The sequence below is a fragment of the Pelagerythrobacter marinus genome (assembly GCF_034375205.1).
Classification (GTDB): Bacteria; Pseudomonadota; Alphaproteobacteria; order Sphingomonadales; family Sphingomonadaceae; genus Pelagerythrobacter; species Pelagerythrobacter marinus.
Map to the genome: position 1 here is coordinate 1,094,455 of NZ_CP139719.1, position 21,825 is coordinate 1,116,279.

General features: G+C 68.7%; 19 protein-coding genes and 1 pseudogene. 14 read left to right on the plus strand and 6 right to left on the minus strand.

All coding sequences use genetic code 11. The features are described 5' to 3' along the window. The first annotated feature begins 145 nt into the window (after positions 1-145). From T8T98_RS05220 to T8T98_RS16325, 4 genes are all read left to right on the plus strand, one after another. Entirely contained in the window at positions 146-2,131 is a 1,986-nt protein-coding gene (locus tag T8T98_RS05220) for a 2-oxoacid:acceptor oxidoreductase subunit alpha (RefSeq protein ID WP_251105866.1), read from the plus strand. Then, positions 2,128-3,162, plus strand: coding sequence for a 2-oxoacid:ferredoxin oxidoreductase subunit beta (locus T8T98_RS05225; protein ID WP_251105865.1), 1,035 nt, complete (start codon positions 2,128-2,130; stop codon positions 3,160-3,162). The genes T8T98_RS05220 and T8T98_RS05225 overlap by 4 nt, the downstream gene beginning before the upstream one ends. Positions 3,163-3,277: 115 nt before the next feature. Then, entirely contained in the window at positions 3,278-3,865 is a 588-nt protein-coding gene (locus T8T98_RS05230; protein WP_160732543.1) for an EF-hand domain-containing protein, read from the plus strand. Positions 3,866-3,985: 120 nt separating this feature from the next. Continuing rightward, a complete protein-coding gene (locus T8T98_RS16325) occupies positions 3,986-5,020 on the plus strand; it encodes a metal-dependent hydrolase (protein ID WP_407675094.1) in 1,035 nt (344 codons plus the stop codon). A 59-nt stretch (positions 5,021-5,079) separates the two neighbouring features. On the opposite strand, the pseudogene T8T98_RS05240 reads toward T8T98_RS16325, so the two are convergent. Further along, positions 5,080-5,709: pseudogene (locus T8T98_RS05240) on the minus strand (phosphatase PAP2 family protein); the annotation flags it as partial. A 41-nt stretch (positions 5,710-5,750) separates the two neighbouring features. On the opposite strand from T8T98_RS05240, the gene T8T98_RS05245 reads away from it, so the two are divergent. After that, entirely contained in the window at positions 5,751-7,130 is a 1,380-nt protein-coding gene (locus T8T98_RS05245) for a cryptochrome/photolyase family protein (RefSeq protein WP_251105863.1), read from the plus strand. On the opposite strand, the gene T8T98_RS05250 is transcribed toward T8T98_RS05245, so the two are convergent. Beyond that, on the minus strand, positions 7,127-7,543 hold the full coding sequence (locus T8T98_RS05250) for a hypothetical protein (protein ID WP_251105862.1): 417 nt from the start codon (positions 7,541-7,543) through the stop codon (positions 7,127-7,129). The genes T8T98_RS05245 and T8T98_RS05250 overlap by 4 nt on opposite strands. A 106-nt stretch (positions 7,544-7,649) precedes the next feature. On the opposite strand from T8T98_RS05250, the gene T8T98_RS05255 reads away from it, so the two are divergent. Beyond that, on the plus strand, positions 7,650-8,891 hold the full coding sequence (locus T8T98_RS05255) for an SAM-dependent methyltransferase (protein ID WP_160732547.1): 1,242 nt from the start codon (positions 7,650-7,652) through the stop codon (positions 8,889-8,891). A 5-nt stretch (positions 8,892-8,896) separates the two neighbouring features. Then, entirely contained in the window at positions 8,897-10,060 is a 1,164-nt protein-coding gene (locus T8T98_RS05260; protein ID WP_251105861.1) for a serine hydrolase domain-containing protein, read from the plus strand. Between the two features lie 6 nt (positions 10,061-10,066). On the opposite strand, the gene T8T98_RS05265 is transcribed toward T8T98_RS05260, so the two are convergent. From T8T98_RS05265 to purF, 3 genes are all read right to left on the minus strand, one after another. Then, positions 10,067-10,417: a PilZ domain-containing protein gene (locus tag T8T98_RS05265; RefSeq protein WP_160732549.1), complete on the minus strand. Its 351-nt coding sequence runs from the start codon at positions 10,415-10,417 to the stop codon at positions 10,067-10,069. Between the two features lie 101 nt (positions 10,418-10,518). Then, complete coding sequence (locus tag T8T98_RS05270; protein ID WP_251105860.1) at positions 10,519-11,241, minus strand: SDR family NAD(P)-dependent oxidoreductase; 723 nt, start codon at positions 11,239-11,241, stop codon at positions 10,519-10,521. Then, a complete protein-coding gene (purF, locus tag T8T98_RS05275; protein WP_160732551.1) occupies positions 11,241-12,707 on the minus strand; it encodes an amidophosphoribosyltransferase in 1,467 nt (488 codons plus the stop codon). The genes T8T98_RS05270 and purF overlap by 1 nt, the downstream gene beginning before the upstream one ends. Positions 12,708-12,871: 164 nt before the next feature. Here purF and T8T98_RS05280 point away from each other — a divergent pair, with 164 nt between their 5' ends. The 5 genes from T8T98_RS05280 to dnaE all read left to right on the plus strand — a co-directional run bounded on the left by T8T98_RS05280 (position 12,872) and on the right by dnaE (position 19,217). Then, positions 12,872-14,113 carry a lipoprotein-releasing ABC transporter permease subunit gene (locus T8T98_RS05280; RefSeq protein WP_160732552.1) on the plus strand — a complete coding sequence of 414 codons (1,242 nt, stop codon included), beginning with the start codon at positions 12,872-12,874 and terminating at the stop codon, positions 14,111-14,113. Further along, positions 14,106-14,780 carry an ABC transporter ATP-binding protein gene (locus T8T98_RS05285; RefSeq protein ID WP_160732553.1) on the plus strand — a complete coding sequence of 225 codons (675 nt, stop codon included), beginning with the start codon at positions 14,106-14,108 and terminating at the stop codon, positions 14,778-14,780. The genes T8T98_RS05280 and T8T98_RS05285 overlap by 8 nt, the downstream gene beginning before the upstream one ends. Before the next feature lie 50 nt (positions 14,781-14,830). Beyond that, positions 14,831-15,106: a hypothetical protein gene (locus T8T98_RS05290; protein WP_251105859.1), complete on the plus strand. Its 276-nt coding sequence runs from the start codon at positions 14,831-14,833 to the stop codon at positions 15,104-15,106. A gap of 27 nt (positions 15,107-15,133) precedes the next feature. Continuing rightward, positions 15,134-15,613, plus strand: coding sequence for a glutathione peroxidase (locus tag T8T98_RS05295; RefSeq protein WP_160732555.1), 480 nt, complete (start codon positions 15,134-15,136; stop codon positions 15,611-15,613). 130 nt (positions 15,614-15,743) lie between these two features. After that, on the plus strand, positions 15,744-19,217 hold the full coding sequence (dnaE, locus tag T8T98_RS05300) for a DNA polymerase III subunit alpha (protein WP_251105858.1): 3,474 nt from the start codon (positions 15,744-15,746) through the stop codon (positions 19,215-19,217). Here dnaE and T8T98_RS05305 read toward each other — a convergent pair. Then, the gene (locus T8T98_RS05305) at positions 19,173-19,571 is read right to left on the minus strand and encodes a hypothetical protein (RefSeq protein WP_251105857.1); all 399 of its coding nucleotides are present in this window, start codon (positions 19,569-19,571) and stop codon (positions 19,173-19,175) included. The genes dnaE and T8T98_RS05305 overlap by 45 nt on opposite strands. An 84-nt stretch (positions 19,572-19,655) precedes the next feature. Between T8T98_RS05305 and T8T98_RS05310 the strand changes: the two genes are divergently transcribed. After that, positions 19,656-21,296, plus strand: coding sequence for a long-chain fatty acid--CoA ligase (locus T8T98_RS05310; protein ID WP_251105985.1), 1,641 nt, complete (start codon positions 19,656-19,658; stop codon positions 21,294-21,296). After that, complete coding sequence (locus tag T8T98_RS05315; RefSeq protein WP_251105856.1) at positions 21,293-21,721, plus strand: DUF1330 domain-containing protein; 429 nt, start codon at positions 21,293-21,295, stop codon at positions 21,719-21,721. Before T8T98_RS05310 ends, T8T98_RS05315 begins: the two co-directional genes overlap by 4 nt. Positions 21,722-21,825: the final 104 nt, after the last annotated feature.

The following is a 21,825-nucleotide window of genomic DNA, read 5'->3' on the forward strand; positions in this document are numbered from 1 at the left end:
ATCCTAGCGCGCAAAGTGCGCTTTTCCACTCGACATTTTGCGCCCCGGGGAGAAAAACTTCATTGCGGGAGAGGGGGAGGGTGCATAGGTGCCGCCCCCCGAGAAGAATGCATCGCCCGCGGGCGGTGCGCGAAAAGGAATTTCGATGGCTAGTCAGGCCGCCGCAACCCCGCGTGAAGCGGATTCCCCCGATGCCGTAGTCGTGCGTTTCGCCGGAGATTCCGGCGATGGCATGCAGCTGACGGGCGGGCAGTTCACCCTCTCGACCGCGTTGGCGGGCAACGACTTGGCCACGTTCCCCGACTTCCCGGCCGAGATCCGCGCCCCGCAGGGCACGCTGTTCGGCGTATCGGCGTTCCAGATCAATTTCGGCAGCCGCGAGATCAACACCGCCGGCGACGCGCCCGATGTCCTGGTGGCGATGAACCCGGCCGCGCTGAAGGTGAACCTCGCCGCGCTGAAGCCGGGCGGGCTGATCATCGCCGACACCGGCGAGTTCACCAAGCGCAACCTCGACAAGGCGAAGTACGAGGCCAACCCGCTGGAAGACGGCAGCCTGGCGAAATACGACCTGCTGGCGTTCGACATCAGTGCGCTGACGATCGAGGCGGTCAAGCCCTTCGGCCTCGGCAACAAGGATGCCCTGCGCTGCAAGAACATGTGGACGCTGGGGCTGGCGCTGTGGATGTTCGACCGCCCGCGCGAGCCGCTGCACGACTGGCTGCGCCAGAAATTCCGCAACAAGCCCGAGATCGCCGATGCCAACATCGCCGCGCTCGATGCCGGCCATGCCTATGGCGAAACGGCCGAGCTTTCGGGCCCGCTGAAGCAGGTCCACGTCGATCCGGTGCCGAGCGAGCCGGGCCTCTACCGCACGATCACCGGGGCCGAGGCGGTCTCGCTGGGCCTCGTCGCGGGCGCGCAGCTGGCTGAACTGCCGATGTTCTTCGGCGGCTATCCGATCACGCCGGCGAGCGCGATCCTGCACCACCTGGCGCGGCTGAAGGAATTCGGCGTCACGACCTTCCAGGCGGAAGACGAGATCGCGGCCATCTGCGCGGCGATCGGCGCCAGCTATGCCGGCAGCCTGGGGGTGACCTCCTCCAGCGGGCCGGGCATCGCGCTGAAGGGCGAGGCGATGGGCCTTGCCATCATGACCGAGCTGCCGCTGGTGATCGTCAATTCGCAGCGCGGCGGCCCGTCCACCGGGCTTCCGACCAAGACCGAGCAGAGCGATCTCTACCAGGCCGTCTACGGCCGCAACGGCGACGCGCCGATGCCGGTGATCGCGGCGCGCAGCCCGGGCGACGCGTTCGACTGCGCGATCGAGGCCTGCCGCATCGCGGTCGAATACATGACCCCGGTCATGCTGTTGACCGACGGCTATATCGCCAATGCGGCCGAGCCGTGGAAGGTGCCCGATCCGGCGGCCTATGCCAGGTTCCCGGCCACGTTCCTGGCGGAGAAGAACGCCGGCGACACCCTGCTGCCGTACAAGCGCGATGCGAAGGGCGCGCGCCCGTGGATCAAGCCCGGCACCCCCGGCCTGATGCACCGCATCGGCGGGATCGAGAAGGCGGTGGATACCGGCCACATCGATTATTCGCCCGACAACCACCAGGCGATGACCGATGCGCGCAAGGACAAGGTCCTGGGCGTGACGGTGCCCGACCAGGACGTCTGCCTCGGCGGCGAGAGCGGCCGGCTGGCGGTCGTCGGCTGGGGCTCGACCTTCGGCCCGATCCACCAGGCCGTGGGCCGCGCGCGGCGCAAGGGGTACGACGTCAGCCACGTCCACGTGCGCCATATCTGGCCCCTGCCGGCCAACCTCGGCGCTCTGCTCAAGCGTTTCGACAAGGTCCTCGTGCCCGAGATGAACACCGGCCAGTTCAAGACCGTGCTGCGCGACCAGTTCCTGATCGACGCCGAGCCGCTGACCAAGACCAGCGGCCAGCCGTTCCAGATCGCCGAGCTGGAAGAGGCGATCGGCAAGTACTTCGACGGCATTGCCGACAACGAGGGCGGGCAGGTCCCGGTCAACGAAGAGCAGTTGCCGCACCTGGAATCGGGGCATGACGACGGCTCGCTGAACGCCAAGGCCTCGCCGCAATCGCAGGAGCACGGCTCGTGAACGCACCAGTGAAAATCGAAACCACGCTCAAGGACTGGGAAACCGACCAGGAGGTTCGCTGGTGCCCGGGCTGCGGCGACTACGCGATCCTCAAGGCGGTGCAGCGCACGCTGCCGCAGATCGGGGCCGACCCGGCGAACACAGTGTTCATCAGCGGCATCGGCTGTTCCAGCCGGTTCCCCTATTACATGGAAAGCTATGGCTTCCACACGATCCACGGGCGCGCGCCGGCCGTGGCGACGGGGGTGAAGCTGGCCAATCCCGATCTCGACATCTGGCTGGTGACCGGCGACGGCGACGGCCTGTCGATCGGCGGCAACCACCTGATGCACGTGCTGCGGCGCAACGTGAACATGCAGATCATGCTGTTCAACAACGAGATCTACGGCCTGACCAAGGGCCAGTACTCGCCGACCAGCCGCGAGGGGACCAAGTCGCCCTCCACCCCGCTGGGCAGCTACGACCACCCGGCGCGGCCGGCGGCCTTCGCGCTCGGTTCGGGCGCGCGCTTCGTGGCGCGCGGGTTCGACGTGTCGAAGAAACTGCCCGAAGTGCTGAAGGCGGCCCACGCCCACCAGGGCGCGGCCTTCATCGAGATCTTCCAGAACTGCATCGTCTACAACAAGGACGTGTTCGAGGATTTCGCCGCCCCCAAGGGGGCCGAGGCGCAGCAGCTCTGGCTGGAACACGGCGAGCCGATGCTGTTCGCCGGCGGCACCAGGGGCATCACGCTCGACCGCGACAAGCTGTGCCTCGAAGTGGTCGATGTCGTCGATGGCGACTGGCAGGCGGCCGGGGTGATCGTGCACGACGCGGCCAACCGTTCGATCGCGCACATGCTGGTGGAAATGCCGTTCGGCCCGTTCCCGATGGCGCTGGGCGTCCTCTACGACGATCCGCGCCCGACTTTCGAGACCGCGGTGATCGAGGAACGCGCCCAGGCCAGCGCGGGCAAGGAAGCCGACCTCGCGCGGCTGCTGGGCAAGGGGCAGACCTGGACCGTCAGCGGAACCGCGCAGGACCCGGTCTGACGCGGGATTTGCCGCCGCCTGACAAGGATTCGACGCTTTTTCTGAACCTTCCGCCGGCTCGTTCGTTCGTGCCGTGAAGCCTGCCCCACTGGCAGGTCATACGAAGGAGAGTTCGATGAAGAAGCTCAACGCCTCCCTCGCCACGGCGAGCGCGCTCGCATTTGCCCTCGCCGCGTGCGGCGAACCCGAGGTGGCCGAAACCGACAACGCGATGGTCGAGGAAGACCTGTCCGAAACGGCCGAATTCGATCCCTCGACCCGCGACTACACGCTGACCGAAGAGGCGCAGGCGCGCCGCGACGCGTTCGACGAAACCGCCTTCCAGGAAGAATACGGCACCTATCGCGACGATATCATGTCCGAACCGGCCGAACCGACCGGCAGCGATGCCGACGATCCTGCCGAGGCCCAGGCCGCGTCCGCCCCGCGCGATCCGCAGACCAACATGCGCGCGCGCGAGAACATGACCTTCGCCTATCTCGACCGGAACGACGACGGGCAGCTCTCGGTCGCCGAATATGCGATCTGGGCCATCCCGCTCGACCCCACGGCGCCGCGTCCCGACGACCAGAACGCCCCGCGCGTGACGGCGGAACAGGCCAACAAGGCCGCGGATTCGTTCTTCTACTACGACCGCGACGGCGACACCTACCTGTCGCAATCCGAATTCCAGGCCGCCCGCAGCGGGGCCGACGTCGCCTGACGGCGCCGACAGCGGACGACGAGAGGGCGGCGAGGTTTTCGCCGCCCTTTTTGATTCGCCCGAACCGCGTTACCGCGCAGGCCGGGCCGGCGCAGGGGCGCGAATCGGAACGGAGACGACGTGGACAATCTGACGCACAGCCTCGTCGGGGCGCTGATCGGACAGGCGGGGCTGAAGCGGAAGACCGGCCTCGCCATGCCCGCGCTGGTGATCGGCGCCAACCTGCCCGATGTCGACGCGGCCTGCTTCTTCTGGCTCGAAGGGGTCGAGCACCTTGGCTTCCGCCGCGGGATCACCCACGGGCCGATCGCCTGGGTTCTCCTGCCGCTGGTCCTGGCCGGGCTGCTCTACGCCTTCGACCGGTGGCAGGAACGGCGCGGGAAGCGGCCCGAAGGGCGCTTGCCGGTGCGGTTTGGCTGGCTCTACGCGCTCGCCTTCATCGGCTGCCTCACCCACCCGGCGCTCGACTGGCTCAACGTCTACGGCATTCGCCTGCTGGAGCCGTTTTCCAGCCGTTGGTTCTACGGCGACACGCTGTTCATCATCGACGTCTGGCTCTGGGCCCTGCTGGGCCTCGCCACGTGGTTCTCGCTCCGGCGCGAGAAGCGCGGCGGGGAATGGCGGCGGCCGGCGCGGATCGCGATCGCGGTGGCGCTGGCCTACGTCGGGCTGAACGGGGGCATCACCTATTTCGAGCGCCAGACGGGCGCGCTGATGGCCGAACCCTATCCCGAGGTGGCGATCGCCGCGCCGGTGCCGCTGGCATTCTGGGAGCGGGAGCGGATCATCCGCACGGCCGACGGCCTCTGGTGGTCCTCCGACTGGACCGGCGCGGCCGACGGCCATGGATATCGCGCGCCCCCGCGGCAGCAATGCGCCCTGCCGGACGAGGGCACCCTTGCGGGCAATGCCCAGGCGGCGGCGTTCCTTTTCTGGTCGCGTGCACCCTTCGCGGAACGGGCGCCCGACGGTTCGCCGGATGGATCGCCAAACGGATCGCTCGTCCTGCGCGATGCCCGTTTCTACGATCCGCGCGCGCGCGACCGGTTCTCGGTCGCCTTGCCCGGCATACCTTGCGAACCGCTCGGCTGGCGAGGGGCCGGGGCCAGGCTCTCCACCGCCTCGCTGTCCGCCGCCGCCCGGGCCGGGCGATAGAGCAGGGCCGCCGCGAGGAAGGCCCAGCCGGCCCCGCCCAGCCAGCCCGCGATCGCGTCGGTCGGGAAATGGACCCCCAGCATGACGCGGCTCCAGGCGACCATCGCGCTCACCACCATGGCTGCGCCGACCACCGTGTAGCGCACCGCGTGGCGCCGGCTCAGCGCGGCGAAGGCGAGCGCGATCGCGATATAGACCACCGCCGCGTTGAAGCTGTGGCCCGAGGGGAAGCTCTGCCCGCCCGCTTCCATCAGCCGCGGCACGATCTCGGGCCGTTCGCGCCCGACCAGGTGCTTGGCCCCGGTATTGACCAGCCAGCCCGCGACCACCGTCATCGCCAGCAGCACCGCCTCGCGCCGCAGCCTCAGGAACGCGAGCGCGACGATGGCGGCTACTGCGAAGAGGTTGCGCAGGAACACGCCGCCCAGCGCGGTCACGTCGCGCACGATCTCGCGCAGCAGGGGCGGCCCGGCCAGCGCCAGCTCCTCCCCGCTTCGCGCCAGCACCAGGCCCGCGCGGTCGAACCCGGCGGCGTGTCCGCGGGCGAGGAGCCAGGCGACGAGGGCGAAGCCGGTCCAGCACGCGAGGCCCACGACGGCCGCCTTGCGCCGGTCGATCGCGAATCCGCGCGCCGGCAGGCGGACGGTTTCGGCGGGCAGGTGATGGCCCTGGCGGGCGGGATCGTTCATGCCCGGGGAACCCGGGGGCGGCCGTTCCCGTTCCCCGGGGCATGACTTCGCCGCAGATCGTGTGGCTGCGGCGCGACTTGCGCCTGGCCGACCAGCCCGCCTTCCACGCGGCGGCGCAGGCGGGGCCGGTCATCCCGGTCTTCGTGCTCGACGAGGATGCCCCGGGCGACCATGCCCCCGGCGGCGCGGCGCGCTGGTGGCTGCACCACTCGCTCGACAGCCTCGGGCGGTCGCTCGCGCGGCACCGCTCGCGAATCGTCCTGCGCCGCGGCGACGCGGTCCAGCACCTGGCCACGATCGCGCAGGCGGCCGGGGCGGGCGCCGTCCACGCCGTGCGCCATTACGAGCCGTGGTGGCAGGAAGCGGAAAGCCGCCTGGGGGCGGAACTCGACCTGGTCCTGCACGATGGCAACTACCTCGCTCCTCCCGGGTTCGTGACCACGGGTTCGGGCGATCCCTACAAGATCTACACGCCTTTCGCGAAGGCCATGCTGGCCGAGATGCCGCCGCGCGCCTGCCTGCCCGAACCGGCGCGGATCGCGCTGCCGGATAGCTGGCCCGACAGCGACGCGCTGGACGACTGGAACCTCCTGCCCACCGCGCCCGACTGGGCGGGCGGGCTGCGCGAGGCCTGGGACGTCGGCGAAGCGGCCGCGCACGACCGGCTCGAGCGCTGGGCCGGCGCGGTTTCCACCTATCACGAGAGCCGCGACATGCCTTCCGAGGACGGTTCCTCGCGCCTCTCGCCGCACTTGCACTGGGGGGAGATCTCCCCCGCGCAGGTCTGGCACGCGCTCAAGGGCCGCCGGGGGGAGGGCTGGGCGACGTTCGCCGGGGAACTGCTCTGGCGCGACTATGCCCAGACCGTGGTCTGCCAGTTCCCCGACTATGGCCGGGCCAGCCACCGTGAAGGGCTGGATGATATCTGGCGCAACCCGAACCGCGGGCCCCTGATCGCGGAGGACTTGCGCGCGTGGCAGCGGGGGCGGACCGGCTACCCGCTGGTCGATGCCGGGATGCGCCAGCTGTGGCAGACCGGCTGGATGCACAACCGCGCGCGGATGGTCTGCGCCAGCTTCCTGGTGAAGCACCTGCTGATCGACTGGACTTTCGGCGAACGCTGGTTCTGGGATTGCCTGGTCGATGCCGATTACGCCAACAACGCGGTCAACTGGCAATGGGTCGCCGGCACGGGGGTGGACAGCAACATGTTCCCCCGCATCATGGCCCCGTTGCGCCAGAGCGAGAAGTTCGACGCAGCCGGCTATATCCGCCGCCATGTGCCCGAACTGGCCGATCTTCCCGACGGCCAGATCCACGATCCGCCCGACGAAGCGCGCGGCGCCTATCCGGCGAAGATCATCGGCCATCGCGAAGCGCGCGAGCGGGCGCTGGAGGCCTATCGCGCGGCGAAAGCCTAGGCGGCGACGATCCTGGCCGCCATCAGCCGCTTGGCGACGAGGACGGCCACCAGCGGCAGGACCGCGGCCGAGGCGAGCATCCAGTCGGGGTGGGGGAACATCTGCGTCGTCCATACCCCGGCGAGCGCGATCGCCAGCCCGACGATCCAGGCCATCAGCACCCGGCGGGAGGCCGCGATCGCGGTGCAGGCCCCGGCCAGCGCGCCCAGGAACCAACCGGCGACGACCGCCACCTTGGCCCCGGTGGGAATCAGTTCCATCAACCGTTCGCGATCTTCCGCCGCGGCGAGGTCCAGCCCCGGGGGCGGGGGGAAGAGCGCGTGGCCGATCCCCTCGATCACGAAGACCACGGTGACCGCGACCACGATCCCCGCGATCGTGGCGACGACGTTGCGCACTGCCGGACTGGTCATCTGCATCCTTTCTCCAACCTGGCGGGGATCATAGCACGCCGCGCGCCGGTCTGGCGCGCCGATCGCATGCTTGAACCGGCACCGCGCCCGGTCCATAGATCGGGGCATGAAAGCGGAGGGGCTAGGCAGGGGCGAATCCCTTCTGACAGGCGGCGCCCGGTTCGAGCGCAGCCCGGGCCTGCTCGCGCGGGTGTTCGCCCCCGGCTTCCACAAGATCCTCGACCGGATCGACAGCGGGCTGGAGCGGGGATCGATCACCGGCCACCTGCCCGACGGGTCCACCCGCGTCCTGGGCGGGCGCGCGCCGGGCTTCGACGCCGAAGTCACCGTGCACGACTGGCGCGCGCTGATGCGACTGGCGACCAACGGCTCGATCGGCTGGTTCCAGGCCTGGGAAGCGGGCGAGTGGGACAGCCCCGACCCGGTGCCGCTGTTCGCGCTTTTCATGGCCAATGGCGATGCCCTGGGCGATACCGGCAGGGCGCGCGGCCCGTTCCGCTGGGCGGCGCGGGCGGCGCACTGGATGAACCGCAACACGCACGAGGGGGCGGCGCGGAACATCCACGTCCATTACGACCTCGGCAACGATTTCTACGCCCAGTGGCTCGACCCGACGATGAGCTATTCCAGCGCGATCTGGGGCGAAGGCGACGACCTCGAGGCGGCGCAGCGGCGCAAGTGGGAACGGCTGGCCCGGCGGGTGGGCGACCCGGCCTCGGTGCTGGAGATCGGCTGCGGCTGGGGCGGCCTCTCGCACCGGTTCGCCGCCGCCGGCGCGCGCGTCGTCGGGATCAGCCTGTCGGACGAGCAACTGGCCTGGGCGCGCGAGCGGCACGACCCGGCGATCGATTTCCGCCACCAGGACTACCGCGACGTGGACGAGCGTTTCGACGCGATCGTCAGCGTCGAGATGGTCGAGGCGGTCGGGCGCGAGTACTGGCCGAGCTATTTCGACTGCATCGCCCGTTGCCTGAAGCCCGGCGGGCGGGCCGCGATCCAGTTCATTTCGATGAAGGACAGCCTGTTCGAGGCCTATGCCCGCAGCGCCGATTTCATCCAGGCCTATGTCTTCCCCGGCGGGCTGCTGATCCGCACGCGCGAGTTCGAGCGGCTCGCGCGCGAACGCGGGTTGCGCTGGGCGGACTGCGAATCGTTCGGGCAGGACTATGCCCGCACGCTGCGGACCTGGCGCGCGCGGTTCGACCGCGCGGTGGAGGAAGGGCGCCTGCCGGCCGCGTTCGACGAGCGGTTCCGGCGCCTCTGGCGCTATTACCTGATGTATTGCGAGGGCGGGTTCCGCGGGGGCGGGATCGACGTTCACCAGGTTACGCTGATCAAGGAAAGGTGAGAGGAATGCCGAACTGGAAACTGGCGCTGGGCGCGGCGCTGCTGGCGAGCTGCGCCCAGGCGAATACCGTGCCCGAGCCGCAGGTCCGCGAGACGCGCCAACCCGATTCGGTCACGCTGGAGGACCAGCAGGTCCTGTTCTGGGACGACGCCACGCGCGCCGACCGCTTCCGCCGGATGGAGGACTACTTCGCCGGCACCGAGGTCGCCGCCGCGCCCGATCCGCGCCGGTTCGCGGCGGGCGAACCGTTCGACGCGGCGACGCTGGCGCAGGTCGACGGCTACCTCGCGGAACTGAACGCGGCCGGGATCATGGTGATCCAGGACGGCAAGGTGCGGCTGGAGAAGTACCGGCTCGGCTTCGGGCCGCAGCAGCGCTGGACCAGCTTCTCGGTGGCCAAGAGCTTCACCTCGACCCTGCTCGGCGCGGCGGTGAAGGACGGGCACATCGCCAGCCTTTCCGACCCGGTGACCGATTACCTGCCCGAACTCGCCGGCACGGCCTACGACGGGGTGACGGTGGAACAGGTCGCGACGATGACTTCGGGCGTTGCCTGGAACGAAGACTACGCCGATCCCGACAGCGACGTGGCGCGAATGCTGATGATCGCGCCGCGCGAAGGCGAAACCCAGTCGGTCACGTTCGCCCGGACGCTGGCGCGCGAGGCGCCCGCGGGCGAGAAATGGCTCTACAAGACGCTGGAGACGAACCTGCTGGGCGATATCGTCGCCGCGGCCACCGGGCGTTCGCTGGCGGCCTATGCGAAGGACAAGATCGTCGATCCGGCCGGGTTCGCGGGCGACCTGTTCTGGATGACCGACCTCACCGGCGGCAACGTGGGCGGCTGCTGCCTGTCGATCCGCCTTTCCGACTATGCCCGCATGGGCCAGTGGGTGCTCGAAGGCGCGCAGCCTTCCGTTCCGGAGGGGTGGTTCGGGCGTGCCGGCGCGCCGATGGTCGACCTGGGCGAAGGGCACGGATACGGTTACCAGTGGTGGTCCTACCCCGGCGGTTTCTTCGGCGGGCAGGGGATCTTCGGGCAATACGTCACCGTCGTGCCCGAACGGAACATGGTCGTCGCGATCGTGTCGAATTACCGCGTGGCGACCGACGCCGGCCTGGCAGAAACGCGCATGAAGCTGTGGCGGACGCTGATCGACGCGCGCTGAGCGCGGTCAGCAGGCGGAGCGGAAGACCGGGCTGCTGGTGTGCCGGGCGACGATGTTGTCGTGGACGACCGGGCTCAGCAGCTCGGCGAACGAGCAGCCGACCTGGCAATTGTCCCACCAGATCACCTCGGCCTGGAGCGCGCCGAGGCCCGGCAGGGTCAGCCAGCACAGCTGCCCCGGGTGCATCCGGTTGATCGCGGCGGCGGAAAAGCCGGAGACCGACAGGTCGTGGACCACGGTCTGGAACGCTTTCCCGCCCGAGGCGCGCAGCTGCGCCGGGATGGTCAGCTTGGTCCGCGGGGCGCAGCGATCTTCCTGCGCGGCGATCGAATAGCGATCGAAGGAATCGACCGGCATGGCTTGGTTACCCTTTCGCTTGCCGTCGCGCGCACGCCGCGCGCGCGGGGACTGGAGCGAATGCTGTGCCCGCCTGCTTTCGGCGAGGTTGCGGAAAAGGGTTAAGCCGGATTCACCACGCGTTCGCGGTGGCGGGTGGGGAAATCCTCGCCCACCAGGGCCGCGATCCGCCGGCCCACGACCGCCGGTTCCTTGACCGTGGCCGGGTCCTCGCCCGGATAGGCCTTGGCCCGCATGGCGGTGCGGGTCGCGCCCGGATCGACGATCGCGACCCGGATGTCGCCCAGCTTGCGGACTTCCTCCGCATAGCTGTCGAGCAGCGATTCGAACGCCGCCTTGGTCGATCCGTAGGCGGCCCAGAACGGCCGCGCATCGGCCCCCACGCTGCTGGTCAGGCCGACGACCCGTGCGCCGTCGCTACGCTTCAGCAGCGGGTCGAAGGCGGCGATCAGCGCCTGGGTCGCGAGCAGGTTGGTGGTCACCGCCTGGGCGAACTGCTTGGGCTCGATCTGGGTGACCGGGGTGAGCGTGGGGAGATAGGCCGCCGCGATCACCAGGATATCGAGCTTGTTCCACCGTCCGGCGACCGCCGCGGCGAGGCGGGCGATCCCGTCCTGTTCGGCCAGGTCGAGCGGCGCGATCGTGGCCGTGCCGCCGGCTTCGTGGATCGCGTCCTCCACCGCTTCCAGCGCCCGGACGTCGCGCCCGGTCAGGATCACGTGGGCGCCCCGGGCGGCCAGCGCGGTCGCACTCGCCGCGCCGATCCCGCGGCTCGCGCCGGTAACCAGGGCAACGCGGCCCTCCAGAGACGTGCTGTCGGCCATCAGGCAACCTTGTCGAAGGAAAGCTGGGCATCGCGGCGCTCGCGGTTGGCGAGGTCGGTCAGCGGGGTCGGATAATCGCCGGTGAAGCAGGCATCGCAGAACGACGGACAGGCCGCGTCGCGCGGCTCGTGCCCGACGGCGCGGTAGAGCCCGTCGATCGAGACGAAGGCGAGGCTGTCGGCCCTGATGAACTCGCGCATCGGCTCGATCTCCATCCGCGCGGCCAGCAGCTTGGAGCGCTCGGGCGTATCGACGCCGTAGAAGCACGAATGCGCGGTCGGCGGGCTGGCGACGCGGAAGTGCACTTCGGTCGCCCCGGCTTCGCGCATCATCTCGACGATTTTCATGCTGGTCGTGCCGCGCACGATCGAATCGTCGATCAGCACGATCCGCTTGCCTTCCACCAGCGCGCGGTTGGCATTGTGCTTGCGCTTGACGCTGGAATGGCGAACGCCGTCGCTCGGCTGGATGAACGTGCGTCCGACGTAGTGCGAACGGATGATCCCCAGTTCGAACGGCACGCCCGACTGCTGGGCATAGCCGATCGCCGCCGGCACGCCGCTGTCGGGCACCGGCACGACGAGGTCCGCCTCGACCGGGTTCTCGATCGCCAGCTGTTCGCCGATCGCCTTGCGCGCGGCATAGACGCTGCGCCCGTCGAAGATCGAATCGGGCCGGCTGAAATAGACGTGCTCGAAGATGCAGGGGCGCGGGCTGTGGTTGCCGAAGGGGTGGAGCGAATCGATGTTGCCGTCGAAATCGACCTTGACCAGCTCGCCCGGTTCGACCTGGCGGACGAACTCGGCCCCGACGACGTCGAAGGCGACCGTTTCGCTGGCGAAGACGGTGGCATCGCCCATCTTGCCCATCACCAGCGGGCGAATGCCCAGCGGGTCGCGGCAGGCGATCATCCCCTCCGGCGTCATCACGATCAGGGCATAGGCCCCCTCGATCAGGCGCAGCGCGTCGATCAGGCGGTCGCTCATCGTCGGGTAGCGGCTGGTCGCGACGAGGTGGATGATCACCTCGGTATCCGAGGTGGACTGGAAGATCGCGCCCTTGCCGACCAGTTCCTGCCGCAAGGTGCCGGCGTTGGAGATATTGCCGTTGTGCGCGACCGAGAAACCGCCGCTGGCAAGATCGGCATAGAGCGGCTGGATATTGCGCAGGCCCGATCCGCCGGTGGTGGAATAGCGCACGTGCCCGGCGGCCATGAACCCGGGCAGTTCGGAAATCGCCTCGCTGGAAGAGAAGTTCTCCGCCACCTGGCCCAGCCCGCGGCGCTGGTAGAACTCGCCCCCGTCGAAGCTGGTGATGCCGGCGGCCTCCTGGCCGCGGTGCTGCAGGGCGTGGAGGCCGAGCGCGGTCGCCGCGGCCGCGTCGGAAGCGTTGATCGCGCCGAAGACGCCGCACTCCTCGCGGAGCTTGTCGCCGTCCTCGTCGCGGAACGGGTGGGTGATGTTCATGACGGTGCGATCCGGGTTGCGCGTCTCGCCGCGCTCAATGGCGATGTTACCGGCCGATTACAAGGGTAGCGTGGCCCGCCGCGGCGCGCGGCACGGATTCATTGCGCCGTCAGCAAAGCGACCCTAAAGCCGCAGCGACCCAACAACAAAAAGACCCCGCGCCCTTGGTACTTTCCCTCTTCGAACGAACGATCGCCCGGCGTTACCTGCTGCCCGGACGGAACGAGGCGTTCATCGCCCTGGTCGCCGGGATCAGCGTCGGCGTGGTCATGCTCTCGGTCGCCATGCTGGTGATCGTGATGAGCGTGATGAACGGTTTCCGGGCCGAGCTGCTGGACAAGATCGTGGGGTTGAACGGCCACGCGATCGTCCAGGCCTATGGCGAGCGGCTCGACAACTGGGAAGACGTGCTGCGCGACGCGCGCGAAACTCCCGGCGTGGTCAGCGCATCCCCGCTGATCGAAAAGCCGCTGATGGCCAGTTACAATGGCCGCATCGCCGGCGTGCTGGTGCGCGGCAACACGCAGGAAGACATCGGCAACCTGGCGCCCAACCTGGTCGCCGGGAACCTGACCGAGCTGAGCGGCGGGGCGAAGAACGTCGCGCTGGGATCGCGCCTGGCGGCCAACATGGGCCTGCGCGTGGGGGACACGATCACGCTCTACAACCCCGAAGGGCGCACGACGCCGTTCGGCACGATGCCGCGACAGGTGGGGTACCGCGTCGCGGCGATATTCGAGGTCGGGATCTACGATTACGACGACCAGTTCGTCGTCATGCCCATGCGCGACGCGCAGCAATTGCTGCTGATGGGCGATACCGTGGGCATGATCGAGATCACGACGACCGATGCCGACAGGGTGGAGGAAATCCTCGAACCGATCCGCCGCCAGCTGGACGGGCGGGCGGTGGTCAACACCTGGAAAACGATCAATTCGACTTTGTTCGAGGCGCTGCAGGTCGAACGGGTGGCGATGTTCTTCGCCTTGAGTTTCATGGTCCTGGTCGCGGCGTTCAACATCCTTTCGAGCCTGGTCATGCTGGTCCGCGCGAAAACGCGCGACATCGCGATCATGCGCACGATGGGCGCAACTCGGCGCAGCCTGCTGAAGATCTTCGTCACGACCGGGTTCACCGTCGGCGCGCTGGGCACGGTCGCCGGGCTCGTGCTCGGCTTCCTGGTCCTCGCCTTTCGCCAGCAGATCGTGAAAGTGATCGAGGTCGTCACCGGCCAGAACCTGTGGGACCCGTCGATCCGCTTCCTTTCGACATTGCCCGCGCGGGTCGATCCGCTGGAGATCGCTGGGATCGTCGCGCTGGCCCTCGTGCTCAGCTTCCTCGCCACGCTCTACCCGGCGTTCAAGGCCTCGAGCACCGATCCGGTACAGGTCCTGCGCTATGAGTGATGCCGTCGTCCGCCTTTCCGGCCTCACCCGCAGTTTCGAACAGGGCGGCGAACGCATCGACGTCCTGCGCGGGATCGACCTCGAGATCGCACCGGGCGAGATCGTCGCGCTGCTCGGCCCGTCGGGGTCGGGCAAGTCCACGATGCTCCAGGCGGTCGGCCTGCTCGAAGGGGGCTTCGGCGGCAGCATCGCGATCGCCGGGACCGAGGCGAGCGCCCTGCCTTCGGACGGGCGGACCCGCGTGCGGCGCGAGCACCTGGGCTTCGTTTACCAGTTCCACCATCTCCTGCCCGATTTCAACGCGGAGGAGAACGTGATCCTGCCGCAGCTCGTCGCCGGCAGGGGGCGCGAGGAAGCGGCCGAGCGGGCGCGCGAGCTCCTGTCCGCGCTCGGCCTGGCGCAGCGGCTGGAACACCGCCCCAGCCAGCTTTCGGGCGGCGAGCAGCAGCGCGTCGCCGTGGCCCGCGCGCTGGCCAACCGGCCGACCCTGGTGCTCGCCGACGAACCGACCGGCAACCTCGACGAGCACACGGCCGACCGCGTGCTCGAACAGTTCCTCGCGCTCGTCCGCGGGGAGGGGAGCGCGGCGCTGGTGGCGACGCACAACGAACGGCTGGCGGCGAAGATGGACCGCGTCCTGCGCCTGCACGAGGGGTTGCTGGAATAGCGGACCCGGCGGGCCTTTCGGGCGTTGGCCATGCAAAGGAGGATTTTTGCATGACCGACCATCCCAGCACCTACAAGGCCGTGCGGACCCACCAGGAAGGGGTCCAGTGGGACGACCGCGCCTCGATCCACGAGGCGGACGACGGGCAGGGCGTCCTCGACGGGGCCAAGGGCCTGCGCAGCGGCACGCTGGCCCAAATGGTCGCCCAGGTCATGGCCTATCCGCCCGAGCGGCGCGGCGACTTCGTGATCCAGAAGGCCGGCGACCACCGGCTGAAACGCGCGGAGATCGAGGCGCTTGCCGCGCGCGACGACTTTCCGGGCTGAGCCCCGCGACAGGGGGAGGGGAACGCAATGACCACGATTGCCGATTTCACCGTCGCCGCCAACGACGGCACGCCGGTGGATCTCGCGGCGAAGCGGGGCAAGGTCCTGCTGGTCGTCAACACCGCCAGCCAGTGCGGCTTCACGCCGCAGTACGAGGGGCTCGAAACGCTCTGGCGCAAGTACCGCGATCGCGGGTTCGAGGTGCTCGCCTTCCCCTGCAACCAGTTCGGCGGGCAGGAACCCGGCGATGCCGAAGAGATCGCGCAGTTCTGCCAGGTCAATTTCGGCGTCAGCTTTCCGCTGATGGCCAAGGTGGAGGTCAACGGCGCGGGCGCATCGCCGCTGTTCGACTGGATGAAGCGCGAGGCGCCCGGATTGATGGGGTCGAAGGCGATCAAGTGGAACTTCACCAAGTTCCTCGTCGACCGCGAGGGGCACGTCGTGCGCCGCTACGGCCCGACCGACAAGCCGGAGAAGCTCGCCGCCGATATCGAGGCGCTGCTCTAGCGGGCGGTTCGGCCGATGGCGCGCCGGCCGGCCCCCGGGGCGCGCCGGATACGCGCCCGGGGCACAGCGGGCCGGGGAAACGCGGCCGCCGCCCCTTGGCGAATCCGCCCCGCGCCCGCATATTCGCGCGATGTCCTTCGCGCCGTTCGTCCCCCTTCGCGTGCTCTCGTCCTACTCGATGCTCGAAGGTGCGATCGACCCCAAGGCGATCGCCCGGCTGGCGAAGGAACGCGGCTTTCCCGCGGTCGCGATCTGCGACCGCAACGGGCTCTACGGCGCGGTCATGTTCGCCAAGGCCTGCTTCGACGAGGGTATCCAGCCGATCGTCGGCACCCTGCTCGGCGTTGCCCGCGATGCCGAAGGGCGCCAGATCGACTATCTTCCGCTCTACGCGCAGGACGAGGCGGGGTGGGACAACCTGTGCCACCTCGTCAGCCGCGCCCACCTCGACCGGCCGCTGGAGCTGGAACCGCATGTCGCGATGGCCGACCTCGAGGGGCGGACCGAGGGGCTGATCGCGCTGACGGGGGCGAGCGAGGGCGCGCTGACCCGCCTGCTGGCAGAAGGGCAGCACGACCATGCCGAGGCGCTGCTCGAACGGCTGGAGAGCCTGTTCGGCGAGCGCCTCTACATCGAGCTGGCGCGGCGCGACGACCCGGTGGAGGACGCCGCGGAAGAGGCGCTGATCGATCTCGCCTACCGCCGCGACATCCCGCTGGTGGCGACCAACCCGGCCAACTTCGCCGAACCGCACATGTACAAGGCGCACGACGCCATGCTGTGCATCGCCGGATCGACCCATATCGAGGCGGAGGATCGCGCGCGCTCCAACCGCGAGGCCTGGGTCAAGCCGGCCGACATGATGGCCGGGACGTTCGACGACCTGCCCGAGGCGACCGCCAACACCCTCGTCGTGGCGCAGCGCTGCGCCTTTGCGCCGCCCAACCGCGCCCCGATCCTGCCCAGCTTGGCCGGCGATTTGGAAGGCGAGGCGCGGATGCTGGCGGAGGACGCGCGCAAGGGGCTGGAGGCGCGCCTTTCGGCCTACGAGGATCTGAGCGAGGAAGAGCGCAAGGTCTATTTCGAACGGCTCGATTTCGAAGTCGACATCATCGTCGGGATGGGCTTTCCCGGCTACTTCCTGATCGTTGCCGACTTCATCAAGTGGGCCAAGGAACAGGACATCCCGGTCGGCCCGGGGCGCGGCTCGGGCGCGGGCAGCCTCGTCGCCTGGGCGCTGACGATCACCGATCTCGACCCGATCCGGCTCGGCCTGCTGTTCGAGCGCTTCCTAAACCCCGAACGCGTTTCGATGCCGGACTTCGACATCGACTTCTGCGAAACCCGGCGCGGCGAAGTGATCCGCTACGTCCAGCGCAAGTACGGGCACGACCACGTCGCGCAGATCATCACTTTCGGCAAGCTGAAGGCGCGCGCCGTGCTGCGCGATTGCGGGCGCATCCTGCAGATGAGCTACGGCCACGTGGACCGGCTGTGCAAGATGGTGCCCAATCACCCGACCGACCCGTGGACCCTGCCGCGCGCGCTGAACGGCGCGGCCGATTTCAAGCGCGAGTACGACAACGACAACGAGGTCAAGCGCCTCGTCGATCTGGCGATGCAGCTCGAAGGGTTCCCGCGCAACAGCTCGACCCACGCGGCCGGCGTGGTGATCGGCGACCGGCCGCTGGCCAGGCTGGTCCCGCTCTACCGCGATCCTCGCTCGGACATGCCGGTGACGCAGTTCGACATGAAGCATGTCGAAAGCTCGGGCCTGGTGAAGTTCGACTTCCTCGGGCTCAAGACCCTCTCGGTCCTGCAGAAGGCCGTGCAGCTGCTCGGCAAGCGGGGCATCACGGTCGACCTGGGGCAGCTGGCGTGGGACGACCCGGCGGTCTACGAGTTGCTCAAGCGCGGCGACACGGTCGGGGTCTTCCAGCTCGAATCGGAGGGGATGCGGCGGACGCTGACCGCGGTGAAGCCGACCAAGTTCGAGGATATCATCGCGCTCGTCTCGCTCTATCGCCCGGGGCCGATGGACAACATCCCGCTGTTCGGCAAGCGCAAGGCGGGCGAAGTGCCGATCGAGTATCCGCATCCCAAGCTGGAGCAGATCCTCGCCGAGACTTACGGCATCTTCGTCTATCAGGAACAGGTCATGCAGGCGGCGCAGATCCTCGCCGGCTATTCGCTCGGCGATGCCGACCTGCTGCGCCGCGCGATGGGCAAGAAAGTCCAGGCCGAGATGGACGCCCAGCGCGAACGCTTCGTCGAAGGGTGCAAGGCGGTTTCGGGGATCGAGGCGAAGCAGGCGAACGAGCTGTTCGACTTGATCGACAAGTTCGCCGGCTACGGCTTCAACAAGTCGCACGCCGCCGCATACGCGCTGCTCGCGTACCAGACCGCGTGGCTCAAGGCGCATTACCCGGAAGAGTTCTACGCCGCGTCGATGTGCTTCGACATGCACCAGTCGGAAAAACTGGCGCTGTTCGTGGACGATGCGCGGCGCGGAGGGGTGGAGGTCCGCGCGCCCGACGTCAACCGGTCGGAGGCCGAGTTCACCGTCGAGCGGACCGACGAAGGCTATGCCGTGCGCTATGCCCTGGCGGGGATTCGCAACGTCGGCGAGAAGGCGATGGAGGCGCTGGTTGCCGAGCGCGAGGCGAACGGCTGGTTCGAAAGCCTGCAGGACCTGTTCGAACGGCTGCCCAAGGGCTCGATGAACAGCCGCCAGCTCGAAGGGCTGATCTGCGCCGGCGCGCTCGACAGCCTCGATCCCGACCGGGCGAGGCTCCACGCCAATATCGACATGCTCCTGGCCGTGGCCGAGGCCGCCAACCGCGAGCGCGAAAGCGGCCAGGCGGGGCTGTTCGGCGGGGAAGAGGCCGCGGGCGACACGCTTCGGCTGAAAGCGGCCGAGCCGTGGAGCCGGTCGGAGCGGATGGCGAACGAGCGGGAGAACTTCGGCTTCTATTTCTCCGCCCATCCGGTGGAGCAGTATCGCGCGATCGCCAGCGCCAACGGCGCGCGCAGTTACCAGAGCCTGATGGAAGGCGGCGGGCCGGCCGGCGGGCGCCAGCCGGCGGTGATGGCGGCGATGGTGGAGAAAGTGAACAAGGGCCGCACCCGCCGCGGGGGCGAGTTCGTGCGCGCCGATTTCTCCGACAGCACGGGCCAGTTCAGCGCCGCCTGTTTCGAGGAATCGCTGGTCGAAAGCTTCCAGAAATGGGCCGCGGAGGGCACTTGCGTCCTCCTCAACGTCGAGCTCGACAGCCCCAGCCCGGACGAGCCGCCGCGCGTCACGGTGCGCGGCGCGCGCCCGCTGGACGAGGTCAAGAGCGGCTCGCGCATGGTCCTGACGATGGAAGTCGCGACGGTCGAGGCGCTGAGCGAGCTGAAGATGGCGCTGGCGATCGGCACGCCGGGCCACGGCGAGGTCTATGTCCGTCTGAAGACGGGGACGGGGGAAGAGCCGCTGCTGCGGCTGGGGCGCGATTACCAGATCGACGGCGAACTGGCCGAGCGCCTGGCCGAAGTGCCGGGGCTGGACAAGGTCTCGCTAACCACCCGCCGCGGGGCCGGGCACCTGCGCCTCGTCGCCTGAGCGATCCTCGCGCGGGGGGCCTTCCTCGCTCGCCGGCGGGGCCTTGTCGAAGATCGCCGTGTAGCGCGCCGCGAGCAGCAGGATCGTGGGCACCAGCATCGTGTTCCACACGTCCTTCCAGTGCCCGTCGTAATCGGGGTTGCGGCCGACGCTCCTGTTTTCAAGCCAGTCCCAGTATTCGCCCGCGAGAGCGACCGCCAGGACCAGCAGCCAGGGGCGCCACTGGCGCACCTTCCACCCGAAGGCGAGGCAGGCGCCCAGCATGATGGCCAGCGCGACGTAGATGTGCAGCGCGTCCTTCGCCAGGTGCGTGTATTCGATGATGACCATTTTGACTTGCTGGAGCAGGCTCATTCCGCGCTAGTGGAGCCGATTGCATTGCCGCGCAAGCATGGGCATGAAAGTGGCAAAGCGAAATCGAATGGGGAGAGGACGATGATGCTCGGAGCGATGCAGGACTGGGACCTGGTGGTCACCCACCTGATCGACCATGCCGCGCGCGAACACGGGTCGCGCGAACATGTCACCTACTGGGCCGACGGGACGGAAACCCGCGCCACCTGGGCCAGCATTCGCCACGACGCGCTACGCATGACGCAGGCCCTGCGCGCGCTGGGGATCGCCAAGGGCGACCGCGTGGCGACCCTGGCGATGAACCATTCGCGCCACCTCGTCAGCTGGTACGGCGTGGCCGGGGCCGGGGGCGTGCTGCACACGATCAACCCGCGCCTGTTCGAGGACCAGCTCGAATATATCGCCAACCACGCGGAAGACCGCGTTCTGCTCTACGATGCGGCCTTCCAGCCGATCGTCGACAAGATGCGCGACAAGTGGACGACGATCGAACACTACATCTGCTACGACCCGCCCGAAGGGTTCGGGGGGGCAGATTCCGGGGGGCCAGATTCCGGGGCGTTGGGCTTCGAGGACTGGATCGGCGCGCACGACGGCGACACCGCCTGGGTCGCGGTCGACGAACGCGATCCGTGCATGCTCTGCTACACCAGCGGCACGACGGGCAATCCCAAGGGCGTGCTCTACGAACACCGCTCGACCATGATCCACGCCATGGCGGGCATCCAGCCCAATGCCTTCGACTTCGATGCGCGCAGCGTCATGCTGCCGGTCGTGCCGATGTTCCACGCCGCGAGCTGGGGCCTGCCCTGGGCCGGGGCGATCACCGGGGTCAAGTTCGTCTATGCCGCGGTCAACGACCCGGCCGTGCTGTGCAACCTGATGGAACGCGAGGGGGTGACCCATTCGGCCGGGGTGCCGACCGTCTGGCTGGCGATGTTCCAGTATTGCGACAGCACCGGAACCCCGCTGCCCAAATTGCAGCAGGCGATTATCGGCGGTTCGGCCGCGCCGCGCTTCATGATCGAGCGGCTGATGAAGAACGGCAGCCGCGTCGCCCATGCCTGGGGCATGACCGAAACCTCCCCCATCGGCACCGTCGGCGCGCCGACCCCCGACTGGGACAGCCTCTCGTTCGAGGAGCAGGTGGACATCGTCACGCGCCAGGGCCGCCCGGTCTTCGGGGTGGAACTGCGCACGGTCGATCTCGACGACTGGACGAAGGAACTGCCGCGCGACGGCAAGAGCGCGGGCGCGCTCCAGATCCGGGGGCCGTGGATCATCAAGCGTTATTTCAAGGCTGAAGAGGACGCGGTGACCGAGGATGGGTGGTTCAACACCGGCGACGTCGGCATCCTCCATCCCGACGGGACGCTGCAACTGACCGACCGGACCAAGGACGTGATCAAGTCGGGCGGCGAATGGATCAGCTCGGTCGAGCTGGAGAACGCGGCCTGCGGCCATCCCAAGGTGGCCGAGGCGGCGGCGATCGGAATGCCGCACCCCAAGTGGGACGAGCGCCCGGTGCTGTTCGTGGTCGCCAAGGAAGGCTGCGAATGCACGGCGGAAGAGGTGATCGCCCATCTCGAGCCGCTGGTGGCCAAGTGGTGGCTGCCCGACGCGGTCGAGTTCGTCGACGACATCCCCCACACCGCGACCGGCAAGATCAGCAAGAAGGACCTGCGCGCCCGCTTCGCCGACTATACGCTGGAGGCCGCCGAATGACCGCCTACATCGACCCGAGCCGCGCGAATTTCGACGCCTTCAAGGCCCTGCCGCGCGACGAGCCGATCCACATGCTCAACCTCCTGCTCTATCGCGACCGGGCCGAGTACCCGGAGGGCCACGAACACGCGGACAAGGGCTGGAGCGGGCGCCGCGCTTACGAGGAATACGGCAAGACCAGCGGGCCGATCTTCCGCCGGGTGGGCGGCACGATCGTCTGGCGCGGCGCGTTCCAGGCGATGGTCACCGGACCCGAAGACCGCCGCTGGCACGACGGTTTCGTCGCGCAGTATCCGAACAGCGCGGCCTTCTTCGAAATGATCAAGGACGCCGATTACCAGCAGGCCGTCGTCAACCGCACCGCCGCCCTGGCCGACAGCCGCCTCGTCCGCTTCAAGCCGCGCGAGGGCGGCGAGGGGTTCTGACGGGGTACGGGCGCCGCCGGCGTTCCGTCCGCACTGGTGGGCGGTAGCGGAGACATTTCGACGAACGTCGGTACTCTGCACCTCCTTAAAAACGAAAGAGCGTT

Coding starts and splice junctions, on each gene's coding strand:
- T8T98_RS05220 (WP_251105866.1), top strand. CDS start 146: ATGGCTAGTCAGGCCGCCGCAACCCCGCGTGAAGCGGATTCCCCCGAT.
- T8T98_RS05230 (WP_160732543.1), top strand. CDS start 3,278: ATGAAGAAGCTCAACGCCTCCCTCGCCACGGCGAGCGCGCTCGCATTT.
- T8T98_RS05245 (WP_251105863.1), top strand. CDS start 5,751: ATGACTTCGCCGCAGATCGTGTGGCTGCGGCGCGACTTGCGCCTGGCC.
- T8T98_RS05250 (WP_251105862.1), bottom strand. CDS start 7,543: ATGACCAGTCCGGCAGTGCGCAACGTCGTCGCCACGATCGCGGGGATC.
- T8T98_RS05255 (WP_160732547.1), top strand. CDS start 7,650: ATGAAAGCGGAGGGGCTAGGCAGGGGCGAATCCCTTCTGACAGGCGGC.
- T8T98_RS05260 (WP_251105861.1), top strand. CDS start 8,897: ATGCCGAACTGGAAACTGGCGCTGGGCGCGGCGCTGCTGGCGAGCTGC.
- T8T98_RS05265 (WP_160732549.1), bottom strand. CDS start 10,417: ATGCCGGTCGATTCCTTCGATCGCTATTCGATCGCCGCGCAGGAAGAT.
- T8T98_RS05270 (WP_251105860.1), bottom strand. CDS start 11,241: ATGGCCGACAGCACGTCTCTGGAGGGCCGCGTTGCCCTGGTTACCGGC.
- purF (WP_160732551.1), bottom strand. CDS start 12,707: ATGAACATCACCCACCCGTTCCGCGACGAGGACGGCGACAAGCTCCGC.
- T8T98_RS05285 (WP_160732553.1), top strand. CDS start 14,106: ATGAGTGATGCCGTCGTCCGCCTTTCCGGCCTCACCCGCAGTTTCGAA.
- T8T98_RS05290 (WP_251105859.1), top strand. CDS start 14,831: ATGACCGACCATCCCAGCACCTACAAGGCCGTGCGGACCCACCAGGAA.
- T8T98_RS05295 (WP_160732555.1), top strand. CDS start 15,134: ATGACCACGATTGCCGATTTCACCGTCGCCGCCAACGACGGCACGCCG.
- dnaE (WP_251105858.1), top strand. CDS start 15,744: ATGTCCTTCGCGCCGTTCGTCCCCCTTCGCGTGCTCTCGTCCTACTCG.
- T8T98_RS05305 (WP_251105857.1), bottom strand. CDS start 19,571: ATGAGCCTGCTCCAGCAAGTCAAAATGGTCATCATCGAATACACGCAC.
- T8T98_RS05310 (WP_251105985.1), top strand. CDS start 19,656: ATGCTCGGAGCGATGCAGGACTGGGACCTGGTGGTCACCCACCTGATC.
- T8T98_RS05315 (WP_251105856.1), top strand. CDS start 21,293: ATGACCGCCTACATCGACCCGAGCCGCGCGAATTTCGACGCCTTCAAG.